The organism is Sporosarcina obsidiansis (assembly GCF_009651005.1).
Lineage (GTDB): Bacteria > Bacillota > Bacilli > Bacillales_A > Planococcaceae > Sporosarcina > Sporosarcina obsidiansis.
This window is the reverse complement of sequence record NZ_WHVW01000006.1, coordinates 91,137-114,550: the sequence shown is the minus strand read 5'-3', so window position 1 is coordinate 114,550 and position 23,414 is coordinate 91,137. Positions and strand designations below refer to the sequence as shown.

Here is a 23,414-nt window from a genome sequence, read left to right as displayed (position 1 = left end):
GTGCAATTGAATGAACTGCTCCTGTTATGAAGTTGAGCAGTGTAGTCGAATACGGCGAGAGTACATTTTTTCGTCAGTATGGAAGTCGCAACAATAAAATTTTCCGCATTTTTAAGAGGTAGGGGATTGTCAGAAGTCGGTATCTTCCGATGAACGACGGTCCTCTACTTTTTTTGTCATCAAGCTGTAGTGTTTATTCTGAGAAAATCAGGGAAAACAAAGAGTAAGCAACTACTATGAGGAGGAATTCTTGATGAAAAAAAGAATGGCGTTAACAGCTCTTGGATTAGGCGCAGCTTATTTAATGAGAAATAAGGATTCACGTGAGAAACTTTCTAAGCAATTTGATGATTTTTCCAATACTCCAATGCGTGGGGAACGTTCACGCACAAACCACCAGCAGCATGAATCGAAAAAAGGGCTCTTAGGAACTTTATTTAACTGAACCCTTATTACATTCTGAAAGTAAAGGAGTCGATGTCAATGAACGAAAAGAAAAAAGTGTTTACAGAAAAAGATCGTCCAAATGCAAAAGGCCCCTATATGGACAATCCAGAAAATTTACGAACCGATAAAGAAAGCATTTACGATATGCATGAAGATATGCAAACAGTAGATCCCATCCCCCTAGAAGATGTACGAATGGAAGCTGAAGAGGAGCGACACCACCGTGAAACAAAAAACCGTTCTTCAAGCGAAGAAAAATATAATAAAGAGTAAGCATGAGGAGCTATTCCTCGTGTCAGACTGTAGACAAAAGCAAAGTAAGTGGGAAGAATACCGTTGATCTACATTCCAGGCGGACGCGTTCCGCGGGCATGGCTTCAGCCTCCTCGTCGCTACGCTCCTGCGGGGTCTTCAGCTCATGCTATTCCCGCAGGAGTCGCCGCCTTCCACTACGATCAACTAGCGTATTTCATTGATTTTAGTAAGTAGCTTATCTATCTTAAAAAAAACAGAAAGCCTACATTTTTTGAATAAGATTAGTTTGTCTACAAGCTGGCACGAGGAGCTATTCCTCGTGTTTTTTCATGCTATTCATTTTGTATAGTACAATACCCCCTCTTTCCTTCCACAATAATTCAAAAAGTTCACCAGATCGACACGACTTACGACCTACTTTCTCTCTATAATTAAGTCATTATGTACTCATCTAGTGAGTAATTGAAAGGAAGCGAACCGATGATTGAACTGATTGCAACAGCTGAATCCATGGGACAGGCACAGAAGTTGCTAGAAGCTGGCGTGAACACGCTTTACATAGGAGAAGATGAATTCGGACTTCGATTGCCGACTTCTTTCTCACGAGAGGAACAAAAAGAATTGGTTCACCTGGCACACCATACAGGTTGTAAAGTAATCGTTGCTGTAAATGCGCTTATGCATAATGATCGAATCAAAACGGTTGTGCCCTATTTACAATTCTTACATGATATCCAAGTCGACACAATCACAGTCGGCGACCCAGGCGTCATTCATCTGCTGAAGAAGCACCAAATCGACATCCCTTTTATTTACGATGCGCAAACAATGGTCACAAGTGCAAATCAAGTGAACTTTTGGGCGAAACGAGGAGCAATCGGAGCCGTACTTGCGAGAGAACTGACCAAAGAGGAATTGCTATTGATCAGCAAACAGGCGATCGTCCCTGTAGAAGTACTTGTTTATGGAGCGACGTGTATCCACCAATCAAAACGTCCACTAGTCCAAAACTATTTTAATTATGTGGGAGAATCAAATACCACAAATGAACGCTCACTTTTTTTAGCAGAACCGAAAAAAGAAGAAACACATTATTCCATTTATGAAGACCGGAACGGTACGCATATTTTTGCTACGAATGATGTAAATTTGAGTGAACAACTGGACATACTTGCCCGTGCTGGGATTACGCAATGGAAATTAGATGGTCTTTTTACAAAAGGGGATCGTTTTGTTGAGTTGGTAAAACTCTTCTCTGAAGCACGAAACACACTCAACACTGACAATTGGTCAAGCGAATATGCGAGTGATATTACGAAACGAGTACAGCTACTTCATCCGGCTGAACGATCTTTGGATGAAGGCTTTTTTGTGAAAAATCCAGAGGACATTCAATAAGGAGAATCCGTGATGACAACAACTGTAAAACGTGTAATTACAAAAAAACCTGAAGTACTTGCTCCTGCCGGAACGTTAGAAAAACTAAAAACTGCTATTCGCTACGGAGCAGATGCTGTGTTCATTGGCGGTAACGCATATGGATTGCGAAGTCGTGCGGGAAACTTTACGTATGAACAAATGCAAGAAGGAGTTGAGTTTGCGAAACGCTATGGCGCAAAAGTATATGTCGCTGCCAATATGGTGGCGCATGAAGGCGACGTGGAAGGTGCCGGAGACTTCTTCCGGACATTGCGAGATATTGGAATCGATGCTGTGATTGTATCAGACCCTGCACTGATTGAAATTTGCGCGATGGAAGCAGAAGGGCTGCCTATTCATCTCTCTACACAAGCTTCCGCCACAAACTATGAAACGTTGAATTTTTGGAAATCAGAAGGGCTGGAACGTGTGGTCTTGGCACGGGAAGTCAGCATGGAAGAAATTAAGGAAATTCGTCAAAAGACGGATGTCGAAATTGAAGCATTTATTCATGGCGCGATGTGTATTTCCTATTCAGGACGCTGTACGCTATCGAATCATATGGCGGATCGCGATGCCAACCGCGGTGGCTGTACACAATCTTGCCGCTGGAAGTATGGCTTATTTGAAGTAGATGAGGCTGCTGAACGTTCTTCCATGTTAGGTGGCGAGGAAGAAGAAGCATTTTCTATGAGCGCTGTGGATATGGCGATGATTCGCTCCATTCCCGATTTAGTGGAAAACGGAGTCGACAGTTTAAAAATCGAGGGCCGTATGAAATCGATTCACTATGTTTCAACTGTAGCCAATGTATATCGTAGGGCAATCGATAAGTATTGCGCAGATCCCGACAACTACGTCTTCAATCAAGAATGGGAAGATGAACTGTGGAAAGTAGCACAGCGTGAATTATCCAGCGGCTTTTATTATGGAGTCCCAAGCGAACACGAACAACTCTTTGGGAAACCTCGTAAAATCCCCGCCTATAGTTTTATTGGCCAAGTGCTCGACTATGACGAAGAGACGAACGTCGCAGTGATTCAACAACGTAACAACTTCGGAGTTGGTGATCAGATCGAATTTTACGGTCCGAATTTTGTCCATTTCGAGCAGACAATCAGCGAACTGTGGGATGAGTACGACCAACCGATCAACCGTGCTCCAAACGCCATGATGACAGTCAAAATGCGTGTCGATCAACCTGTACAACCTTTTGACATGATGAGAAAACAACGATAACAAACAGGCGCTTCACTTCATGTGAGGCGCCTGTTCTTATGTCATTTTCAATAAAGCGTCCGTCCCTTTCATTCCTGCTGTTATACCGAGCTGTTCCGCTTCTAGCGTCACCGACTCCAACGGTGCTGCCAAAAGCTGTTCAATTGTTTTCACTCCAACCGCACGTCCTGCAATAATCTTCCGATCAGCCAACACGCTGTTGAGTAAGCTGACGTCCAACGCACCGCACATAATATACCCTTTGTCATTCGAAACTGTCAGTAACGTCGTCTTTGGCAATCTGACCGTTACCGCTTGAAATGACTTCCCGTCAATTAGGATCGATTTATTTTCAATCAATTCATTCGCCCCTTTCCATTCCAATATATGAAAGGCAGGTGGAAAAGTTGCTTCTTCAGTGAAAGACAAAAACATCTCATGCGCTATCTGCAGGAGATGTTACTCTAGTAAACGAAAATCGAACTAGTTCCGTTTGTTCTTCAAACCCATGCAAGCGGGCGGCAAAGGATTCAATCGGCATTTCACGAATTTTTTCTGGTTGTTCTTCAGCTAACTGTTTATACAAATCACGATGGATTACCACGTCACCGCCCTTGCTTTGCTGCTGAATACGTGCAGCTTTGTTAACGGTTCCACCGAAGTAATCGAGTACGTCATTCGCATTTACTGCAATCACTGAACCCGCATGAAAGCCTACTTTCACTTGGACTGGCTGAGACAATTCTTCATTTAAGTGGGGCAGACTGCGCTGAATTGCGACCGCTGCTTCAAACGCGTCCAAATTACTAGTAAAGGCGCCCATTATGGAGTCACCTATCGTTTTGACGACCGTTCCCTTATGTTCTTTAATATGTTTCATCAAGTAATTAAAGTGCTTTTGTACATCGGAGTAAGCCCGTGCATCTCCTATTTGCTCATATAATTGTGTTGAATCCTTTAAATCAGTAAACAGAATAGCCATATGTCCAACACCAATCTGAAGGCCAGGCGCAAGGACTTCCGATCCCAGCAAATCGCGGAATAATTGCAGCGATGTAACTTCTCTCGCTGTCAAAGCGTACGAATCCCAATCTTGTTTTTCTATGACCAAAACAATTTCTTGATCGGTTTCATTGGAGATTTCATATAGGCTAGCTTGCGGAAACGTTAATTGAGTAAAACCATTCGTCGTATACGTGATGGCGGCTGACTCACAAATTGAACCTGAAATTTCTGCGGTATCATTCTGCTTTAGAACTCTGCACCTAATAGGCTCATTAACAAGAGGCCACTTAACAGTTTTTTTACTGCGGGGAGCAATCCTAAATTGTCCTAGGACATGAGGTGACTGGACAGGTCCATTAATACAGAAAGTCGTCTGATTGGTTTGACGGATTGCCGCATTGACATGAAACTTCATTTCAACATAGCGGTCAAAATCCAATTCATAATCTACACCGCATAATTCACAGTGTACAGAATTGGTCATCTGCTTCAGCACGGATGCTTTTCCTTTTGGCACACGACAGTTCGGACACATCAGATTCCAATCGTAGTCGAGCAATCCTGCAGCATTCGCAAATAGAAACAGTTCCACAGTTGCATATCGATCAAACTGATGGCTAGCTGCCCACCAATAGGGCTGCATATCGGTTACTTCTTCGTCCGCACCAAAACGAATGGTGTCCTCTAATGCTTGGATCATCTCTTCATTCAGGAATGTGTCCCTTAACAAAGAGATCGCTTTTTCTAAACGAGCAGTCTCCAACTCAATCTTCATTTTGCCAAGAGGTACTTTCTTGCCATCACTTTTTTCGAATTCCAAAGCGTATGTAATCATATTACGCAACTGCGGATAGACAATTGTCTGTAAAGCCACTTTCCCAAGTGCATAGCGGCAGGTAAAGTCTCCGTGAAGATGCATTCTGGTTTTCCCTTCAGGAAGCGGTTCTAGACGAATCGACCAAAACACGGAAGTATATGGCCCTTCAATATATTCCCGTTCTACTGAATAATAGGAATGGCGCACCCATTCAAATACATGCTCTTTCCACTTCATTTTGATCAACCCAAAAACTACTGTTTCCGCCCAACGGATGAGTTGATCATCTTCCACTGTAAATTGTTTAAAGTTCACTGGAAACATTCCCACATACTTGTTCAACTCATTCGTATTGGCAAGCAAATCCCAAACGATCGAAGGCTTCAAATTCAATACACGTTCATCTCGAAAATGAAGAACGTTTTTCATTTCACACATCACTTCCATCTATGAATTCATCACGGATCGCAATAAACTGGTCTAAGTTATCTAAAAATAAATCTACTAATCTAGGATCAAATTGTTTGCCACGTTCTTCTGCCATATACGTAGTAATCTTCTCTAGCGGCCAAGCCTTTTTATACACGCGATCGCTACCCAGCGCGTCAAAAACATCTGCAACTGCAGTGATGCGGCCATAAATGTGGATGTCCTCACCCTTCTTACCTTTAGGATAGCCATTGCCATCCCATCTCTCATGATGTTCATTGGCAATAATGGAGGCAATTTGCAACAATTCACGTTTCGATTTTTTAAAAACATTATGACCGATTGTCGTATGTTGCTTCATTAGCACAAACTCATCCTCGGTTAGTTTACCTGGTTTCAATAAAATACTATCTGGAATTGCCACCTTCCCAATATCATGCATGGGAGAAGCATATTTGAATTTCAGCGCTTCACTTTCGGGAATACCGGATAAACAAGCTAGCAAATAGGAATACTTCGCTACGCGTTTCACATGAAAGCCTGTTTCTTGCGATCGACTTTCTCCGATTTCACCCATTGTAGTAATAATTTCTTTCTGTGTTTCTACTAATTCATTGCGTAAAATGAACGCTTCCAATGATTTACCGGCAAAGTTGGAGGCGATTTTTAGTAGCTCCAGGTCATGATCTGTAAATATCTTGGTTTCTGTCAATTTATTGATAGCCTGGAACGCACCAATAATGGAACCTTCTGCATTGTGAAATGGTATACACAGTACAGAGTCAGTTCGATAACCGGTTTCTTCATCTATAGTTCGGTTAAAGCGGCTGTCACAATACGCATCCTCAATATTCAGCTCTTTACCCGTCCTCACAGTGTAACCAACTAAACCGCTATCATCAGGTATCGTGATCTTCTGCACGCCATGCCCACCTACCGTCCAGAGAAGTTTCTCACTCTGCTCATGCAGCCAAACAGTACAGCGGTCAGCAGACACTAACTCCTTGCCCAGATCGGCTAAGTTCATGACCATCTTTTCAATATCTGTTTCAACTGTTATCTTTGTCATGTATTCAAAAATAACAGCTAGCAAACGATCCGATTCAAGTCTCGCTATCTTGCTAGTTGGCATCTTCGCCACCCCCTTCCCAGAAAAAATTTTCTGTATTTTTCATATTTATGTTAATATTATCATGATAGTTATTCGAAATATAGTTACTAGGTTTCACTTTTCATTATGGAGGACCGTCCAATGAATCTATTCACTTATTTACTTCTCGGCCATTTAGTTGGAGATTATTTATTACAATCCTCATGGATGGCGATGAATAAAGCTGATAAATTGTTTCCTTTGCTAACTCATTGTTCTATCTATACATTCTCTGTAAGTACAGCTGTAATAATCGGAGGATTTCCTTTACCTATTATCGCTGTAGTGATCATTTTTATTAGTCATGTCTGGTTAGACAAACGTATTTTTGTCGTCTGGTGGACCAAAAAAATAATGGGTGTCAAACAGCCAGAAGGTAATTGGTTACTCATCATGACAGACCAAACATTTCATTTACTCGTTTTAGGTTTTGTCGCGCACTTCTTCTATCGGTAAAATAGGACCATTTTTCAAGTTCTCCTTGTGAGAACTTTTTATTTTTGTCTAAAACAAGAACTTAAGTCTTAGATTTCTTTAAAAAAATAGAAATAAATGCTTGAATTTGTATAGTGGTTTGAATTATTATATAAAAATGTTACGAAGACCATTCGTTTCAAACAATCAAAAGGAGTGTGGCATGATGGGGAGCATTACAAGAGAAGACATTTATAAGTTTGTAGAAGAAAAGAACGTGAATTTTATTCGTCTTCAGTTCACTGACATTTTTGGCATGATTAAGAACGTAGAGATCCCAGTCAGCCAGCTCGATAAAGCACTAGATAATAAGATGATGTTTGACGGGTCTTCTATAGAAGGTTTTGTACGGATTGAGGAATCCGATATGTATTTAGTACCTGATTTGGATACGTGGATGGTGTTCCCTTGGCCTTCTGGAAAAGGAAAAGTAGCTCGTCTCATTTGTGATGTCTACACAGCAAATGGGGAACCGTTTTCAGGTGATCCTCGTGGAAACTTGAAACGAGTCATTCAAGAAATGAAAGAGATGGGCTTTACAGATTTCAACTTAGGACCAGAACCAGAATTCTTTCTTTTTAAACTAGATGATCAGAAACAGCCGACAATGGAATTAAATGACCATGGTGACTATTTTGATTTGGCACCGATGGATTTAGGTGAAAACTGTCGTCGAGATATTGTGTTAGAGCTAGAAGAACTTGGCTTCGAAGTGGAAGCATCTCACCATGAAGCAGCCCCTGGCCAACATGAAATAGATTTTAAATATGCAGATGTTCTGACTGCTTGTGATAATATCCAAACATTTAAACTAGTCGTGAAAACAATGGCACGAAAACACGGACTTCATGCCACCTTTATGCCAAAACCTTTATATGGAGTTAGCGGATCAGGCATGCACTGTAATGTTTCTTTATTTAAAGATGGAGAAAATGTATTTTTTGATGAACTCGATGATCGTAAACTAAGCAAAACAGCATATCAATTTATGGCAGGTGTACTGGATCATGTTCGAGGCTTTACTGCCATCACAAATCCGACTGTCAACTCGTATAAACGATTGGTACCAGGCTATGAAGCTCCTTGTTATGTAGCTTGGTCTGCACAAAACCGTAGCCCACTAATCCGGATTCCAGCTTCTCGTGGCATGAGCACGAGAGTGGAAGTGCGTTCCGTCGACTCTTCTGCCAATCCATATTTAGCATTAGCTACTATTCTGAAAGCAGGACTGGACGGCATTAAACGAGAACTTGAACCGCCAAAACCTGTTGACCGCAACATTTATGAAATGAAGTCGACAGAACTAGAAGAAAACGGGATAGAGACATTACCGACAGACCTAGATCATGCACTGATCGCTTTATCGGAAGATACGGTGATCCAAGAGGCCCTTGGTAAACACATCTACGCGAACTTCAGTGAGGCGAAGCATCGGGAATGGGAGAGCTACCGAATCACGGTTCACCCATGGGAACTTGAGCGTTATATGAAAATGTATTAAGAGAAGGAGCTGTCCTGAAAGTGAAATATCTTTCAGTGGCAGTTTTTTTGCAGCTATGAGCGGTCGGCTGAGGTTTATGATCACATATGTGGTTTCTATGAGCGGTTGGGTGAGATTTCCGATCGAGCATTACGTACCACACAACCAGCCAAACGAGTCGTTTACCGCATATTTCACCTTCTTACAAACACTAGGATAATCAGAAATTTTCCTATCCATACAAAAATAAGAGCTGTCCGAAAAGTCAGGTGAAAAACGACTTTTCGGACAGGCTCTTTTTATTGTTCATTCGCTTTCTGCGGTTTACTATAGAGAGCAGGGAGGAATGGGTATGAAGACGATTTGGCATAATGGGCTTTTTTATACGATGCAAAGTGAAGGACACACAATAGATGCACTACTAACAGAAGATGGAAAAATAACAGCAGTCGGTTCCTATGTTGAGTTGAAGGAACAAGCAGAACAAGCCATCGACTTGCAAGGAGCTATTGTCTATCCCGGCTTTATCGACAACCATATGCACATCATCGGTCAAGGTGAAAAGTTGCTCAGGTTGGATCTTTCACATGCTACATCTTCCAATGACATGATGGATATGTTGCTGCAAGCATACTCCGATCTTCCGGAGGATGAATGGTTCATTGGAGAAGGCTGGGATGAAAATAATTTTCCTGATAAAAAAATCTTCACGCGATATGAACTTGATCATGTGACAACCTCTCCTATGCTACTCAAACGTACCTGTTGGCATGCTGCCATTGTTAATTCGAAAGCATTAGAAATGGCAGGCATTACAAAAGATACACCTGACCCCGTGGATGGTGTCATTGAGCGTGATGCTAATGGAGAACCTACTGGATTATTAAAGGAAGGCGCTATGCAAAGAGTGTTACGACTATTGCCAGAACCATCCGAAGCATACGTTACCAAAGCATTACAAACTTCAGTAGATCACCTACTTTCCGTAGGTTTAACAGGCGTTGTGACAGATGACTTAGGCTATTACGGCAACTACCATACACCCTTACAAGCATTTAACAAGGTACTAGGAAGCGAAAGAAAATTCCGTGCGCATCTATTACGCCATTTCAGTGTATTTCCACAACTAATGGAAGAGCAAGCTACATATAATAAACCTTGGGTCGAACCGGGTGAAATGAAATTCTTTATTGATGGAGCTTTGGGTGGTAGAACCGCGTTATTAAGTAGGCCCTATGCAGATGAACTGAGTAATATAGGTACTGCTATGTTGACTGATGCGGAACTTGAGGACTATATTAAACTGGCTCGTAGCTACGGAGAAGCCGTCGCTATCCATGTGATTGGTGATCTAGCAGTTGAAAAAGCACTAGATATCCTGGAAAAGTATCCCGTTTCTGAAGGGAAACGGGATCGTTTTATACATGTGATCTTGTTGCGAGATGATTTGGTGGAGCGTATGGAAAAACTTCCAATTGTTTTAGATATCCAACCCACTTTTGTTCCGTCTGATTTCCCTTGGGTCCAAGAGCGTCTTGGCATGGACAGACTACATTGGGCATATGCCTGGAAACGACTTCTCGATAAAGGTTTCATTTGTGGAGGTGGTTCCGATGCACCGATTGAAGATCCCAATCCATTACTTGGAATCCACGCTGCAATTGCCAGACGTCAACCATTCGAACAACATGAAGGCTATTTGCCGAATGAAAAGTTAAGCCGTTTTGAAGCAGTTCAACTTTACACCTCTGGAGCCGCCACTACCATTGGAAAAGCTAACTTCCGCGGTCGTCTTGCAGTTGGTTTTGATGCAGATTTTACGATACTCTCAGAAGATATATTTTCAGTAGACACCGATCATATACCAGAAATCACTGTAGATAAGACCGTCGTTGCAGGTGAAGTTATGTATAAACGAAAAAAGAATGACTGATTAGTGTTTATCGTGTGGTGTAGAGGGAAAACTCCATAAAAGGAGGTCATTACTTGGAATTGCTGCATGTAAATAAAACAGTCAATTGGAAAAATTTAACTCGTAGTGTGCTGATTCCTGTAGTCGGAGGTTCAATCGTTGGGTGGTTGGCTAATCGTAATACTCAAGAACAATACGCACAGTTGGAGAAGCCATCTTTTTCTCCTCCAGGCGCTGTCTTCCCTGTCGCATGGACCGCACTCTACACGATGATGGGCATAGCGAATTACCGTGTAGAGCAAAAACAAGAGCAATTGAAACGAAAAGATTCTGCCGCTCAACTGTATGATGTCCAATTAGGACTCAATTTCCTTTGGTCTTTTTTATATTTTAAGTGGAATTTACGAGGCACGGCATTGGTCGAAATGACCATTTTATTAGGTGCAATCGCTATGACTGCTTATGAATTCAATAAAACCGATCGGACTGCGGGTGCATTAATGGTCCCCTACATTGGATGGGTATTGTTCGCACTTACATTAAACTACTCTACTTGGAAATTGAACAAATAAAAAAGCGCCAGAAGTCTGGTCGCTTTTTTATAAATAAGTTTGAATGGCATCTAGTAAACTGTAGCCACCTAGGAATACAGCTACTAATATAACGATTGCACCAATGATATTCATTAACATTGAATTGCGGTTATTTCCTAATAATTTTTTATTGTTCATTACGATAAATAAGTAAATCGCAACGACTGGAAGTAATATTCCATTTAATGCTTGTGCCATTAGTAAAACATCCATTGGGCTAAAACCGATTGCTGAAGTAATAATCCCAATAACTATAACTGAAGCAAAAACAATTTTAAACTTTTTATTCTTCATTCCACCTTCCCACTTCAGCACGCTGCCAATCGCAACTGCTGCACCGAGAGGACTTGCAATAGCAGATGAAAAACCTGCAGCAAAAATACCAATACATATAAACAGTTTTGCCCATGATCCGAATAACGGTTCCAATTGTATAGATAGATCAGCTACACTATTTACTTCCATACCATACATTGTAGAACCTGCTGTGATTAATACAGCAGCTGTGATTAATCCACCTACACTGATCGAGATAATTGTATCCCATCTCGCTTCTTTCAAATCACTCACTTGAGTCCAGCGTTCTTGCACCATAGACGAATGAATAAAGAAGTTATATGGAACGACCGTTGTACCGATTAATGCAATAATCAAAATCATGGAACCCGTTGGAATACTTGGTACGAATGCTCCTGCGAAGACAGCACCAATATCTGGCTTGACTACGATCATCGTTGTGATAAAAGTAATACTCATTATCACTACTAGTGTAATCATAACTTTCTCAATCAATTTATAGCTACCAGATAGCCCTAAAAACAAAATCGCAACCCCTATGAAAGGGCTTACAACGTTAGCAGGAATTGACGTCAAAGTTGAGATTCCTAAAGAAGTACCCATCAAATCCCCTGAGATATAAGCAGCACATCCAACACCTATCGAGATAATAACAAGCCAAATGGATGCGAACTTCAGGAGTGGTTGTTGAAACTGATCGTGTATTGCTTCTCCCAATCCTTTTTTTGAAACAATTCCGAGACGAGCGGACATTTCTTGTAAAACAATCGTCGCAATAATCGAAAATACTACTGCCCATAAAATAGCAAAACCAAATGATGCCCCAGCCCTAGTTGCTGTCGTTACTGTTCCAGGTCCGATGAATGAAGCCGTAATAATTGCACCTGGCCCCATTGATTTCACTTTTGCCATGAAACCTTTCTTCTTAACCACTTCAGGAGTTGTCATGTTAGCCGTCATCTTCCTTCACCTCTTTTTTCTTTTCACTAATACATAAGGGTGAGGAAAAAATGTCATTTTTCCTCGAGAGAATTATATATCGTTTGTTTAGATACACCTATTAACTCTGCGATCCGATCAATTGATCCTTGTATGAGAAACATGCCTTTCTCATCTAATTTCCTAACAAATTTCAGACGATCTTCACGCTTCAAATTTTCGATATCAATTCCTAATTCAACAATCGTACTTTTTGTAATTTGATCAAATACTTCATCAATATGTGTCGCATACGATTCATCATGTTGTTGGTCGTTTAAACTTGATTCAGGGTGAATCATCTCTTCTAACATCTGATGTAAACGATTCATATCTGTTATATCTAAGTTAATGCCTAAGAAACCTAGGACTTCGCCTTTATCATTTCGAATAAACACAATGGATGTCTTGATGACCTTGCCTCTAGCTGTATTCGTTATAATTCCATTCAAGTCTTTTATATCTTCCGGCTTTTTTTTCAATTCTCTCAAAATAACTTCCGTAGTCGGAGCACCTACTGTCCTCCCGGTCACATCGCCTTTTAAATAAATTAAAGATGTCTCTACTTTCGTTATATCGTGTATAACAATCTCACAGTTTACATTAAAAACTGCATAGATTGCATCAGCCATTCGTATATAAGCATCGAAAATACAGTGATTTTGTTCCATAGTAAGTAGCACCCCTCAGTATAAATTTCTTCTATAAGTTTCCTACAATCTCAGTAAAAAATCGAGCATTATCGTAAAATACCAAGAAATCTATCTGAGGAGGTACAAAAACAGCTTGTTTAGTTCTTTTCGTTTTGTTGATTATGAAGAATATTTCCTGCTAGTGCATATAAAATGAGTGTGGAAGCAAAGTGAGCTGAGAACTGGTTAGGATCTTGTTGTGGATAAATCTCCACGAAGTCCATACCCACTACACCTAATTTACAAAACTCATGCACTAATGTAAGTAATTCGTATGATGTTAAGCCATTACCATCTACAGGACCTCCAGGATTGAAGGCAAAATCTAATACATCACTGCAAATGGTCAAGTATACACAGTCAACATCTTTTGAAGCCATTGCGTGAATTTCTTTTGCTAACGCTTTCAAATCTTTGTGACCACGAATTTCATTGACTGAAACGGTTACAGCACCTGCAGCTTTTGCGTTACGTCCAGCTTCAGGTTTATTACGCGGTCCGTGAATACCTGTATGGATAATACTTTCGTTTCGTACACCTTCTTGTTCGTAAAGACGTGCAAATGGACTACATCTAGCAAATTGATCTCCGTTATGTGAAGGCAAATTGTCATAATGAGCATCTAAATGAATAATCCCGACTTTCTTCCCTTGCTCTGTTATTGAGCGAACAATTGGAAATGTAACACCATGATCTCCACCTAGACCTACTACAAATTTACCAGACTTCCATAATTCAGAAGTAAATGATGTGATGCGGTTCATTGTTTCATCAACATCTGCAGGAACAACATCGATATCTCCAAGGTCACCTAACTTTACGTGTTCAAAAACATCCATATCATCCATTTCTGGTAAGTAACCAGAGTATCTTGCAGAAGATAAACGCATAACTTTAGGCCCTAGCTCACATCCGGTATAATCTCCCCATGTTACTGCACCTTCCCAAGGTATTCCATATACTAAAACGTCTACATCAGAAAAGTCTTTTGTAGCAGAAATATTTTTAGCACCCAACATGCAAGGCGTATTTCCGTAAATCATATCAGTCATAATTATTACCACCTTTACTTTTTTTAAAGAACTTTTAATTATCTTAAATCTAATTTTATAAATTGTCAAATAGATTTTAAAAAAATTAAAAAAGAACACTCTAACGTCTAGAGTGTTCTTTTCGGTTACTATTCAACTATTTTTTTGTTAAATAAACTCCTTATTCATACGTTCGGCTGTCTTATACGCATCGTACATTCCCCAGATCCAAACAATTGGATACGTCACAAATCCAATTAGTACAAACATCAATAATCCATTGATGGCTTGCAAAATAATGAGCAGAATACCTTTTAAAATTTGTCCATTATAAATTTGTCCAACGCCAGTCCAGAAAAAACTTAGCACAGCGGCAATACCTGGATGCTTTAGCATACACTCTCCCCTTCCCGGCCATTTTCATCATTTTACCGTATATGGAGAGAGGATGACAAGATGTTTGCCAATCTAGTCCTAACTTATTAGAAACGATCTTTATTTAAACGATCTCCGTGGATATTAACATCCCCTTCTTTATCGAGATGTACTTCTTCCCGTTTCACAGATTCATGGATTGTTTTCTGCTCTTCGACTTGATGTTTTTTCAAAACAATTTCCTCAGTAACAATTGGTTTCTTAGTGACTTCCACATGCTCTTCAGTAATAGGGATGCGAATCGTCTCATTATCTTCTTGCAATACAGTAGAATCATTGCTAAATCGATCAGCAACAGTTAAATCATTGTCTGCTACAGGTCGGCGCTCAATCGTAATTTCATCATGTACTACATTGACATCTATTGATCTCGGTTCTTCAACTACATCTTTTTGAAGGCGAACTTCTCCACGCTCGGTCTGGTACTTGTCCACTTGTAAACGTTCTTCGTGCAAACGCATACGCTCTTCTTCCGAAACGGTATCAGGCAATGCATCCAATTCATCATGATAGACAGTTTGATCTGTAGGTCGGTCCATTACGGCTTCTGCACCAACGCGTCCTAGTTCATTGTCATGTTGATCTGCCAATGGATGATTCTTACGATAAGGATCTGCAGTATGGAATTCCTGGTCTGTTACGCTTAATCCATTAGCTCCCAAGTTAACATCCGTACTCATTTGATTCAAGCCGTAGAAATCAGTGTTATCCATATAATGACGGTTTACTTCACCTTGATCGACATAAAGCAACATGCCACCTTCATCGATTTCACGGTAATATCGTTCCGTTTCTTCTGGTCCAAAATCTAAATTATCGACCATCCGGTGTACGTGATCTTCTCCTGAGATGAAGCCCATAAAACGATCCCACCATGAATCGTTCGCTGATTTGATCTCGGCATCTGTTCGGCTTCTCATCATGGTCAGATGCTCATCATTTTTCACAACTACATAAATATTTTCTTCAGGCCATCCTTCATTTTTCAGCTCCTGAACTCGGTTCATTAATTCTGTTTCATCATAGTACATTCCCATATATCGTTTGCTATTCATATTAATCTCCTCCTAATTTATAATTCGTCTTCGTTTTCTTGGTTTACCCACTTGACAAATTAAGAAACCTCTGATTTATATTTTCAAATGAATAAAATCGCAATAAATAGGAATTCTAATAAAAAGGAGTGATTAGATGCTTAAATTAGAGACAGCAATTGACGGAAAGCTCGCTAGCTTTGGACCTCTACGCGAGCAAGTGGGAAAGCACGGCTATCATTTTGGTGGTGGTTGGGATTATCATAAGGGCTGCTTCGATTCCATTTTGCATCGTGAGGGTGGAGAAACAATTTACTTGCGCCTTCCATTTGTAGCGCACAATGGGGAATTGGACGATTATCAAACTTCCATTCGGTTTACCACACCATATGTCATCAAACACGTAGTAAATACGGGGCTTGATCGGGATAGCAGCTCATTATTAAGTGGATCATTCAATCAATTTCAGGAGCCCATTGATCGTGATGCCCAAATACGTGATAAAAGCCGGTGGGAGACAGCCGGTGAATTAGCAATTGAAGAAATTTTACAGTATTTAGAATGAGTACCCCCCACTTTCAGTTGCCTGAAAAGTGGGGGTTTTGTTGCGTTCTAATGAAAGTAACTCTTCTACATTTCCTGTCTGCTTCATACAAATCTCAACCTTTATCTTTCTACATATCCACCACTTTAATTCCTTTTGAAACAACGTAAAATAATTAAGCACAGCGCAAGTCCTTTTCTTCGTAACTTTGTTAGCCTTTCAACCTAATTATTTCTAGGCTACAGCAGGATATTAGATGTATTTATTTGGAACTTTATAAAACTGACTAGTTAGTTATGTTATTCTTTTGAATAACTACTCTATAAACAGGAGGCTTATAGAATTGAAAAAATGCCTATCTATGTGCATACTTGCTATTTTTATAGCCGGTTGTTCATCAACAGAAGAGTCCGATCCTGGTGCACAAACGACCAAGGAAACAGCAACTGAAGTACCTCAGAAAAGCGAACCCAAAAAAGAAACTCAAGTCAATGAGGACATTTCATTCGTCTTGGCAAAAACTGCTGATGAGCTGGTAGCGGTTACCCCAGGCGAATTGACAAAAGATTTCTCAGTTGATAAGGAAACATCCATGTGGGCTACAGCTGAAGTACCTAAAGAAATACGGCCAGAATTTCTAGAAAAGATGAAGGAGTTTTTAAGTTCACTACAAGAACCTGAGCAAATACATCAGGCGCTCAACTATTATTTAGGGAGTGCTCAATACGAAGCATTAGTCGGTCCGTTAATCACCTACACTCCACAATTTGATGAACCGCTACTACCGGAGCCCTATGAAATGAATGGGGATGGGGAACAAGAAAAAGCACCAACTAACGCATTGATCTTACTAGATGCTAGCTCCAGCATGCTACTTCAAGCCGATGGCCATTTGAAAATGGATACCGCAAAAAGTGCAGCCAGGAGCTTTGCTAAAGCAATGGGGCAAAACAGTAAGGTGTCGCTCTACGCATACGGCCATATGGGGTCACAAAGCCAAAATGATAAAGAATTATCGTGTACAACGATCGATGAAGTGTATGCGCTTGGCGAGTACAAACAAGATTCATTTAATGACTCTGTAAAAAAGGTAGAAGCGAGGGGTTGGACACCACTTGCCGGAGCGATTGCACAAGCAGCCATAGATCATGCAGACACCACAGAAGATATCACACTTTATATCATCAGTGACGGGGAAGAAACTTGCGGTGGAGATCCTGTAAAAGAAGCACAACTGTTTGCTGAATGTAGTCCAGATCGACACGTCAACGTCATTGGATTCCAAGTGGATAGAAAAGCAGAGTCTCAGCTACAAGCAGTGGCAAAGGCAGGAAACGGCAGTTATTTAGGGGCTGATACACTAGATGAAATGACCCAACAGATGACCAAGCTGTGGCTTCCTTCCGATTTAGATTTGGTTGGTTTAATTTATGCAAAACCAGTCGGCTGGCCCGTTACAATGGCTATAACAACTGTTAGTGACTATGCACAAAAAGTTAAAAATGCAATTCAAGTGGAAGATTTGCGCTTGACTGGAGCAGTTAACTTATTAAAAGAGGAAGAATTGCTAGACGAAGCGGATGCAGTACAAGTCCAGAAGCTAATCGATCAGCAAAAAGCCCATTATGATGAACTGATTGAACAAAAAGAGGAAGAAAAAAAGGCAATGATCGATTCCGAAGTAGAGAGAATTTCTACAATGATCGAAGACTATCAAGAACGGATGCGGAAATTGAAAGAAGAACAACGTTGATCAATTACATTCAGGCATAATTGCGCCCGGATTTTGAATGGAGGCTTGCACGATACAGATCATGCAAGCCTCTATTCAAATTTCTTCACATCCAATTTTAAGCAACAGTCTCTCGGTTCACTTCGGTGTTTATTGAACAGAAAATTACTCCCGTTCATTCTCCACTTATAGAGGTAGGAATTTTCTGCTGATTTCAGTTAAAATACCCCTGAACAAGTTACTCCGAAAAAAGAGTAGCTTGTTCAGGGGTTTTATACTGGCGAAATGCTCTTCAATTCAGTTAAGCAACATACTCAATGAAACAAATCTGTCTCTCTAGATTTTGCTAGAAGTTGATTTGTCGCCTTATTCACTTTCTTCTTCAATGAAGTACCAAATGTTATCATCACGATTCCTACAATCAGTAGGAAGATAATATCTTTTGACGCACGTGCCCAGACAATTCCCCCTACCGCTTCTCTCATCAAATCAATCGCATACGTAAATGGCAATATTGGGTTGATCCATTGGAAAAATTCGGGTAGTAGCATAACAGGATACGTACCGCCAGATCCCGCAATTTGGAGAACCAACATCACGATCGCCAGTGCTTTACCTACATCACCGAACACAGAAACAAACGTATACACGATCGACATGAAAACTATGCTTATCAACATACCAAATAAGATGAACAGCAATGGCTCCTTGACCGTCACACCAAGCAGTAGAATATCGCCAGCTGTTACAATAAGAGTTTGCAAAAGGCCAATCAAGCCAAATGTAAATAAACGGCCTACATAAATTTGCCTTGTTGTAAATTGTCCTTCCCGATGAATATCCGTTGATAATAAGGAAATGAGCAACAGACAACCGACCCAAATTGAGAGCACTGTATAGAATGGTGTCATTCCCGTTCCATAGTTCTTGATGGGAAATAACTTATTTTCATTCAAAAGTATAGGTTCTTCGAAAAAGCTTCTTTCTGCCTGTGGATCATTGCGCAACAACTCGATGATTTCATTAATATCCGTTTCACCCTGAATCTTTTTGATACGATCAGCAAGTTGATCCACTTTGTCGGATACATACGGATATTGATTTAGCGCTTGCTCGATTTGCTTCTTTCCATCAGTTACATGTCCATCAGTACTTACTAGCACCTTTTCAACTTGCGGAATCGTTTTTTGTACTTCCATCAGTAAATTCTTCGCTTTTTCTAATGTATTCAAGGCTTGGGCAATTTCTTTACGAATAAACGGTTCAATGGTATTCGAGTACTCTTTTAAAAAAGAGTCTGCTTGAACAGATGTATTTTCAGCAATTTGTTGTAAATCATTCACCCCATTCTTTAACCGTTCCTCTTCGTCTCCCACTAGCGAATCAAGTGTTCGTGCATTATTCTGTATTTCCTGTATTTGATTTTTAAGATTTTCGACTTCCTCCAATGCTGCATCAATTGGTATCGAAGAAGAGGACGAGTATGGTTCCATGCCCTCGGTCTGTTGATCGTTTGCTTGTTTTACTCCCTCTACAACAGATTTCACATGATTGAGGTCTTGCTTCAGGTCCTCCAGTTTTTCTATACTACTTGTGACACGTTCATCCATTCCTTTTTTAGCCCGATTCCACTCTGTAAAATCGAGTTCTGTCTGCTGTATCTTTTTAAGAAATGCATTTGTCTCTTTTGTTATGTCTGTTATTTTTTCAAGATCTGCTTTGATTCTTGGGGAGGCCGCTACCAACCCTTGTTGAGCAGCCGTCAATTGGCTTATGGTATCATTAACGGTCTGCAAGCCTTCCGAGGTTGTTTGCTGCACTTCTGGCATCAGCTTTTGTGCTTTATTGATGAGTTTCTGTGCAGAATTTGCATCTGCCACGATTCCTTCCAATGTCTGATGAATACTCGGTAATTGTTTCTGTATATCAAATACATACTCCTCAAACTTCCTAATATCAGGTAAATCTTTTTCAATTTCAATCCCCAACTCATTAAACAAATCAAGCACTACGCCATTCACAGTAGAAATAAAGCGACTGCTCACTTTATCGACAATGACAGATGCTCCTTTTTCCGTGATTTTAGGTGCAATAGAATTTAACTTTTCATTGACATAATACTCAATTTCCGCTTTTTCAGGCTCTCCTGTAATGACAGTCCCTAGTTTGCTTGAAAAGTCTTTTGGAATAAAAATCGCGGCAAAATAGTCACCATACTCTACTCCATCCATCGCTTTTTCATAAGTGGTGAATTTCCAATCCATATCCTTATTTTCTTTTAAAGTACCTATTAATTCTTTCCCCACATCAATCTGCTGTTCACGTACGAACGCTCCTTCATCTTCATTCACGACAGCTACCGGCAATTGATCAGTACGCGCATATGGATCCCATGCCGCATAAATATTCAGCCAGGCATACAATGATGGCAAAAAGGTCAGACCGCCTATCAGGATGGCCGCTACCCAGTTTTTACGAATATTTTTTACATCCGTCCTAAAAATATTCCAACTTATTTTCATAACATCCCTCTTTCACGAAATACCTTTTACTAGCTACTATACCCAAAACGACTACTTTCAAATGGAAATTCCATGTAACTTTACCTGAAATCTTACGTCTACGTTAAAAAGGAGAGTTGCTACATGAAAAATTGGATATTTATAGCAGGGGTTTTGCTATTGGCAGGTTGTTCTGCTGATCCTTCTCGTCTATTGCCTTCTTCTCAACAAACAATTATTGATTGGGTGGAATTTGTAAAATGGAATGATACGACCTATACGGCTAATTATGAAACCAATGAGCTGAACAAAGATTGGGAAACAGGAGAAGTGCTTGGTGAAGTTAAATACATGCTGGACGGTCATGCTGGAACGAATCATAAGTCTAAAAATGGAGATGCCGCCTATTTACCTAAAGGAACAAAGCTATATGAAATCAAGGGATATGATCCTGCATTTAGGATTCTAGCGGATGGTCGAGTATTTGAGGTATCCGACGCAGGTAGCGCTGAAACATTTGGAGACTTTTTAGACATTCGCAGGAAAGTGAAACGAGTTATTTTGCAGAGTGAAGAAGATTTATCGTTTGTTGGAGAGTTTTCAGAGGAGCATGCGAAAGAATTTATAAATGAATTGCTTGTCCTTCCTTACCAAGATGACCATGATTTAGCGGAAGGAAAACGTGTCTTCTTCGGTATTGAATTAGAAGATGGCTCCATGACACGCTCACTCTATTGGCCTGATACAGGATATATAAATTACGGTGGAATAGCTTCTGAGCGAATGAAAGAAATTTTCGAAGCAGAAATGAACATCTCCCACTACTAAAAAATAGAATGTTCCTTTCTTCACTCATTCAAAATATAGGCCCCTCTATATAATGAGTGAACGTAACGTGTTTCATCACTCACCAGTAAGCAATGAACTTCAATATCGTGTTGCCCCCATATAGCTTCTTCTCTCCATATTTGATAGACTTAATAATAATAATACGAAGATTACGAATATTCGAGGAGGAGCTCTCTTGCAACGAACATTCTCACATTTTTTGAAATACCCGATTGTTCAGGCGCCTATGGCTGGAGTGACAACACCAGAATTTGTAGCAGCTTGTTCTGAAGCGGGTGCGTTAGGCTCTATAGGTGCCGGCTATCTTTCTGCTGATGCTACAAGGGATATTATCCAACAGACCAAGCAGTTGACAGATCAACCCTTTCAAGTGAATTTATTTGTTCCTGAAAAAACAGCAGTCGATGAGAAGCAGATTGAAAAAGCCTATCAAGCTTTGCAACCTATTGGCAAACAACTAGGTCTGCCCGAATGGGATACAACACTTTCATCCAGTGAATTCGATGAGCAGGTACAAGTATTGATTGAAGAAAGAGTTCCGATCTGCTCATTTACTTTCGGCTTACCAGAAAGAGCAATCATTCAAAAATTGAAACAACATGAAATTTTTTTAATTGGAACGGCAACAACTGTAGAAGAAGCTTTGTTAGCTGAACAAGCCGGTATGGACGCAGTGGTACTTCAAGGTAGTGAAGCAGGAGGTCACAGGGGGTCATTTAGTGAGGAATTGAGCATGATTCCGCTAGATAAACTGCTTGAAGAAACGGTGGATCTCCTCCAAATCCCCATCATTGCGGCTGGAGGTATTGCATTACAAAGCCAAGTTCACAACTTGCTTTCGAATGGAGCGGCTGCTGTACAAGTCGGTACCGCCTTATTGGCAACGAATGAAAGCGGAGCGAACTCATTTCACAAAGAAGCCGTGCTACAAGCCAGAGAAAATAGTACAGTTCTTACCACTGCATTCTCTGGAAAAATGGCGCGTGGGATACGTAATTCATTCATAAATCAAATGGAAGAAGCCCCCATTGCACCTTATCCCTATCAAAACGATTTAACAAAACCGATTAGAAGTGCCGCGTTAAAGGAAGGCAAACCAGCGTATATGTCTCTTTGGGCTGGAGAAAATGTTCATCATTGTAGGGGTGGGAATGTCAAAGAGGTAATCAAAACATTATATTTATCCGCTTCTCTTAATTAATTTTTCGTTATACATGTTTACCTATTTCAATATTAGGGTAAACAACTTCACGTGTATTATAGAATCTTTTGAGGTGAACCTTATGACAAACAGCCCATTTAATCAGAAATTAGCAGAACAATTTTTACTAGAACATAAACATGCATTTGAACAAGAATTATTAAAGCAGGCTGTCAATGTAAAAGATAAAGTGAAAGAGATTTTGCAGATCGGAAACATTGATCTCATAAACAATGCCCATAAACTCGTCCATTTTGTCATTTGGAAAGAAGAAGAGAATTTGCGGTTGTTTGCAAAAAAGGAAGGAATTGCATGGGCTACTCACTCGTTGACACTTGATTTAAAACTAGAATGGGTACAAGCTATTCGGCGGACATTATGGATTAATATCGAATTTATGATTGAGCAAAAGACCATAGAGAATTATGACTTTTTCGAAATAGAAAAGCAAGTAAATAATCAAATTGACCAATTTTTGAACGTATTTTTTATTAATTACTCTACTTATAAGGATACCCTTTTGCATGAACAGCGAAAGCTAGTAGAAAATTTATCTGTTCCCATTATTCCCATTACATCAACCGTCAGTATCTTGCCGCTAATCGGTACTATTGATTATTTCCGTTCAAAAGTAATGGAAGAACGAGTATTGATGGAGATATCAAAACAGCATATCCAAACATTAATTATTGATTTATCAGGAATTGGAGAAATGGATACAGTAGTAGTGGACGAATTTTTAAAAATGATCGAAGGAGCCAAATTGATGGGGTGTCATGCTGTAATCACCGGGCTCAAACCCGATGTAGTACGGAATATGATTGCATTAGGAGTAGTTTTTGATTCGCAAACCAAAACGTGGGGAACACTTCAACAAGCACTAGACCTATATTTTAAATAAATCGAAGCGATACCTTCCGA

22 protein-coding genes are annotated in these 23,414 nt (G+C 40.2%); 13 read left to right on the top strand and 9 right to left on the bottom strand.

Translation table 11 applies throughout. From position 1 onward, the window contains the following. The first annotated feature begins 253 nt into the window (after positions 1-253). From GD002_RS07285 to GD002_RS07270, 4 genes are all read left to right on the top strand, one after another. Complete coding sequence (locus GD002_RS07285; RefSeq protein ID WP_153731686.1) at positions 254-445, top strand: hypothetical protein; 192 nt, start codon at positions 254-256, stop codon at positions 443-445. Positions 446-483: 38 nt separating this feature from the next. Beyond that, positions 484-720: a hypothetical protein gene (locus GD002_RS07280; protein ID WP_153731685.1), complete on the top strand. Its 237-nt coding sequence runs from the start codon at positions 484-486 to the stop codon at positions 718-720. 465 nt (positions 721-1,185) lie between these two features. Continuing rightward, positions 1,186-2,100, top strand: coding sequence for a peptidase U32 family protein (locus tag GD002_RS07275; protein ID WP_330583379.1), 915 nt, complete (start codon positions 1,186-1,188; stop codon positions 2,098-2,100). Positions 2,101-2,112: 12 nt separating this feature from the next. Further along, positions 2,113-3,360, top strand: a complete 1,248-nt coding sequence (locus tag GD002_RS07270) for a peptidase U32 family protein (RefSeq protein WP_153731683.1) — start codon at positions 2,113-2,115, stop codon at positions 3,358-3,360. 36 nt (positions 3,361-3,396) lie between these two features. Here the strand turns inward: GD002_RS07270 and GD002_RS07265 are convergent, their stop codons facing one another. From GD002_RS07265 to GD002_RS07255, 3 genes are all read right to left on the bottom strand, one after another. Further along, on the bottom strand, positions 3,397-3,699 hold the full coding sequence (locus GD002_RS07265; protein WP_153731755.1) for a YunC family protein: 303 nt from the start codon (positions 3,697-3,699) through the stop codon (positions 3,397-3,399). 76 nt (positions 3,700-3,775) lie between these two features. After that, positions 3,776-5,590, bottom strand: a complete 1,815-nt coding sequence (locus tag GD002_RS07260; RefSeq protein WP_194841503.1) for an adenylate/guanylate cyclase domain-containing protein — start codon at positions 5,588-5,590, stop codon at positions 3,776-3,778. A gap of 1 nt (position 5,591) precedes the next feature. Continuing rightward, a complete protein-coding gene (locus GD002_RS07255; RefSeq protein ID WP_153731681.1) occupies positions 5,592-6,722 on the bottom strand; it encodes an HD domain-containing phosphohydrolase in 1,131 nt (376 codons plus the stop codon). A gap of 120 nt (positions 6,723-6,842) precedes the next feature. On the opposite strand from GD002_RS07255, the gene GD002_RS07250 reads away from it, so the two are divergent. From GD002_RS07250 to GD002_RS07235, 4 genes are all read left to right on the top strand, one after another. Then, positions 6,843-7,196, top strand: a complete 354-nt coding sequence (locus GD002_RS07250; protein ID WP_153731680.1) for a DUF3307 domain-containing protein — start codon at positions 6,843-6,845, stop codon at positions 7,194-7,196. 184 nt (positions 7,197-7,380) lie between these two features. After that, a complete protein-coding gene (gene glnA / locus GD002_RS07245) occupies positions 7,381-8,715 on the top strand; it encodes a type I glutamate--ammonia ligase (RefSeq protein ID WP_153731679.1) in 1,335 nt (444 codons plus the stop codon). Positions 8,716-9,046: 331 nt separating this feature from the next. Next, complete coding sequence (locus GD002_RS07240) at positions 9,047-10,627, top strand: amidohydrolase (RefSeq protein WP_153731678.1); 1,581 nt, start codon at positions 9,047-9,049, stop codon at positions 10,625-10,627. A gap of 53 nt (positions 10,628-10,680) precedes the next feature. Continuing rightward, positions 10,681-11,178 (top strand): TspO/MBR family protein, encoded by a 498-nt coding sequence (locus GD002_RS07235; RefSeq protein WP_153731677.1) that lies wholly within the window; start codon positions 10,681-10,683, stop codon positions 11,176-11,178. A gap of 27 nt (positions 11,179-11,205) precedes the next feature. Here the strand turns inward: GD002_RS07235 and GD002_RS07230 are convergent, their stop codons facing one another. From GD002_RS07230 to GD002_RS07210, 5 genes are all read right to left on the bottom strand, one after another. After that, a complete protein-coding gene (locus tag GD002_RS07230; protein ID WP_153731676.1) occupies positions 11,206-12,456 on the bottom strand; it encodes an Nramp family divalent metal transporter in 1,251 nt (416 codons plus the stop codon). 53 nt (positions 12,457-12,509) lie between these two features. Beyond that, complete coding sequence (locus tag GD002_RS07225) at positions 12,510-13,145, bottom strand: helix-turn-helix transcriptional regulator (RefSeq protein WP_153731675.1); 636 nt, start codon at positions 13,143-13,145, stop codon at positions 12,510-12,512. Positions 13,146-13,264: 119 nt separating this feature from the next. After that, positions 13,265-14,218, bottom strand: coding sequence for an agmatinase family protein (locus tag GD002_RS07220; RefSeq protein WP_153731674.1), 954 nt, complete (start codon positions 14,216-14,218; stop codon positions 13,265-13,267). Between the two features lie 147 nt (positions 14,219-14,365). Then, positions 14,366-14,593: a hypothetical protein gene (locus GD002_RS07215; protein WP_153731673.1), complete on the bottom strand. Its 228-nt coding sequence runs from the start codon at positions 14,591-14,593 to the stop codon at positions 14,366-14,368. Positions 14,594-14,679: 86 nt separating this feature from the next. Next, the gene (locus tag GD002_RS07210) at positions 14,680-15,687 is read right to left on the bottom strand and encodes a YsnF/AvaK domain-containing protein (protein WP_153731672.1); all 1,008 of its coding nucleotides are present in this window, start codon (positions 15,685-15,687) and stop codon (positions 14,680-14,682) included. Between the two features lie 136 nt (positions 15,688-15,823). On the opposite strand from GD002_RS07210, the gene GD002_RS07205 reads away from it, so the two are divergent. Further along, entirely contained in the window at positions 15,824-16,231 is a 408-nt protein-coding gene (locus GD002_RS07205) for a YugN family protein (protein WP_153731671.1), read from the top strand. A 322-nt stretch (positions 16,232-16,553) separates the two neighbouring features. Continuing rightward, positions 16,554-17,963, top strand: a complete 1,410-nt coding sequence (locus GD002_RS07200) for a VWA domain-containing protein (RefSeq protein WP_153731670.1) — start codon at positions 16,554-16,556, stop codon at positions 17,961-17,963. Between the two features lie 293 nt (positions 17,964-18,256). Here GD002_RS07200 and GD002_RS07195 read toward each other — a convergent pair whose 3' ends face one another. Next, positions 18,257-20,464 carry a YhgE/Pip domain-containing protein gene (locus GD002_RS07195; RefSeq protein WP_153731669.1) on the bottom strand — a complete coding sequence of 736 codons (2,208 nt, stop codon included), beginning with the start codon at positions 20,462-20,464 and terminating at the stop codon, positions 18,257-18,259. 123 nt (positions 20,465-20,587) lie between these two features. Between GD002_RS07195 and GD002_RS07190 the strand changes: the two genes are divergently transcribed. The 3 genes from GD002_RS07190 to GD002_RS07180 all read left to right on the top strand — a co-directional run bounded on the left by GD002_RS07190 (position 20,588) and on the right by GD002_RS07180 (position 23,394). Next, positions 20,588-21,271, top strand: a complete 684-nt coding sequence (locus tag GD002_RS07190) for a hypothetical protein (protein ID WP_153731668.1) — start codon at positions 20,588-20,590, stop codon at positions 21,269-21,271. A 196-nt stretch (positions 21,272-21,467) separates the two neighbouring features. Next, complete coding sequence (locus tag GD002_RS07185) at positions 21,468-22,493, top strand: NAD(P)H-dependent flavin oxidoreductase (RefSeq protein WP_228548322.1); 1,026 nt, start codon at positions 21,468-21,470, stop codon at positions 22,491-22,493. Between the two features lie 82 nt (positions 22,494-22,575). After that, positions 22,576-23,394: an STAS domain-containing protein gene (locus GD002_RS07180; RefSeq protein ID WP_153731667.1), complete on the top strand. Its 819-nt coding sequence runs from the start codon at positions 22,576-22,578 to the stop codon at positions 23,392-23,394. Positions 23,395-23,414 lie beyond the last annotated feature (20 nt).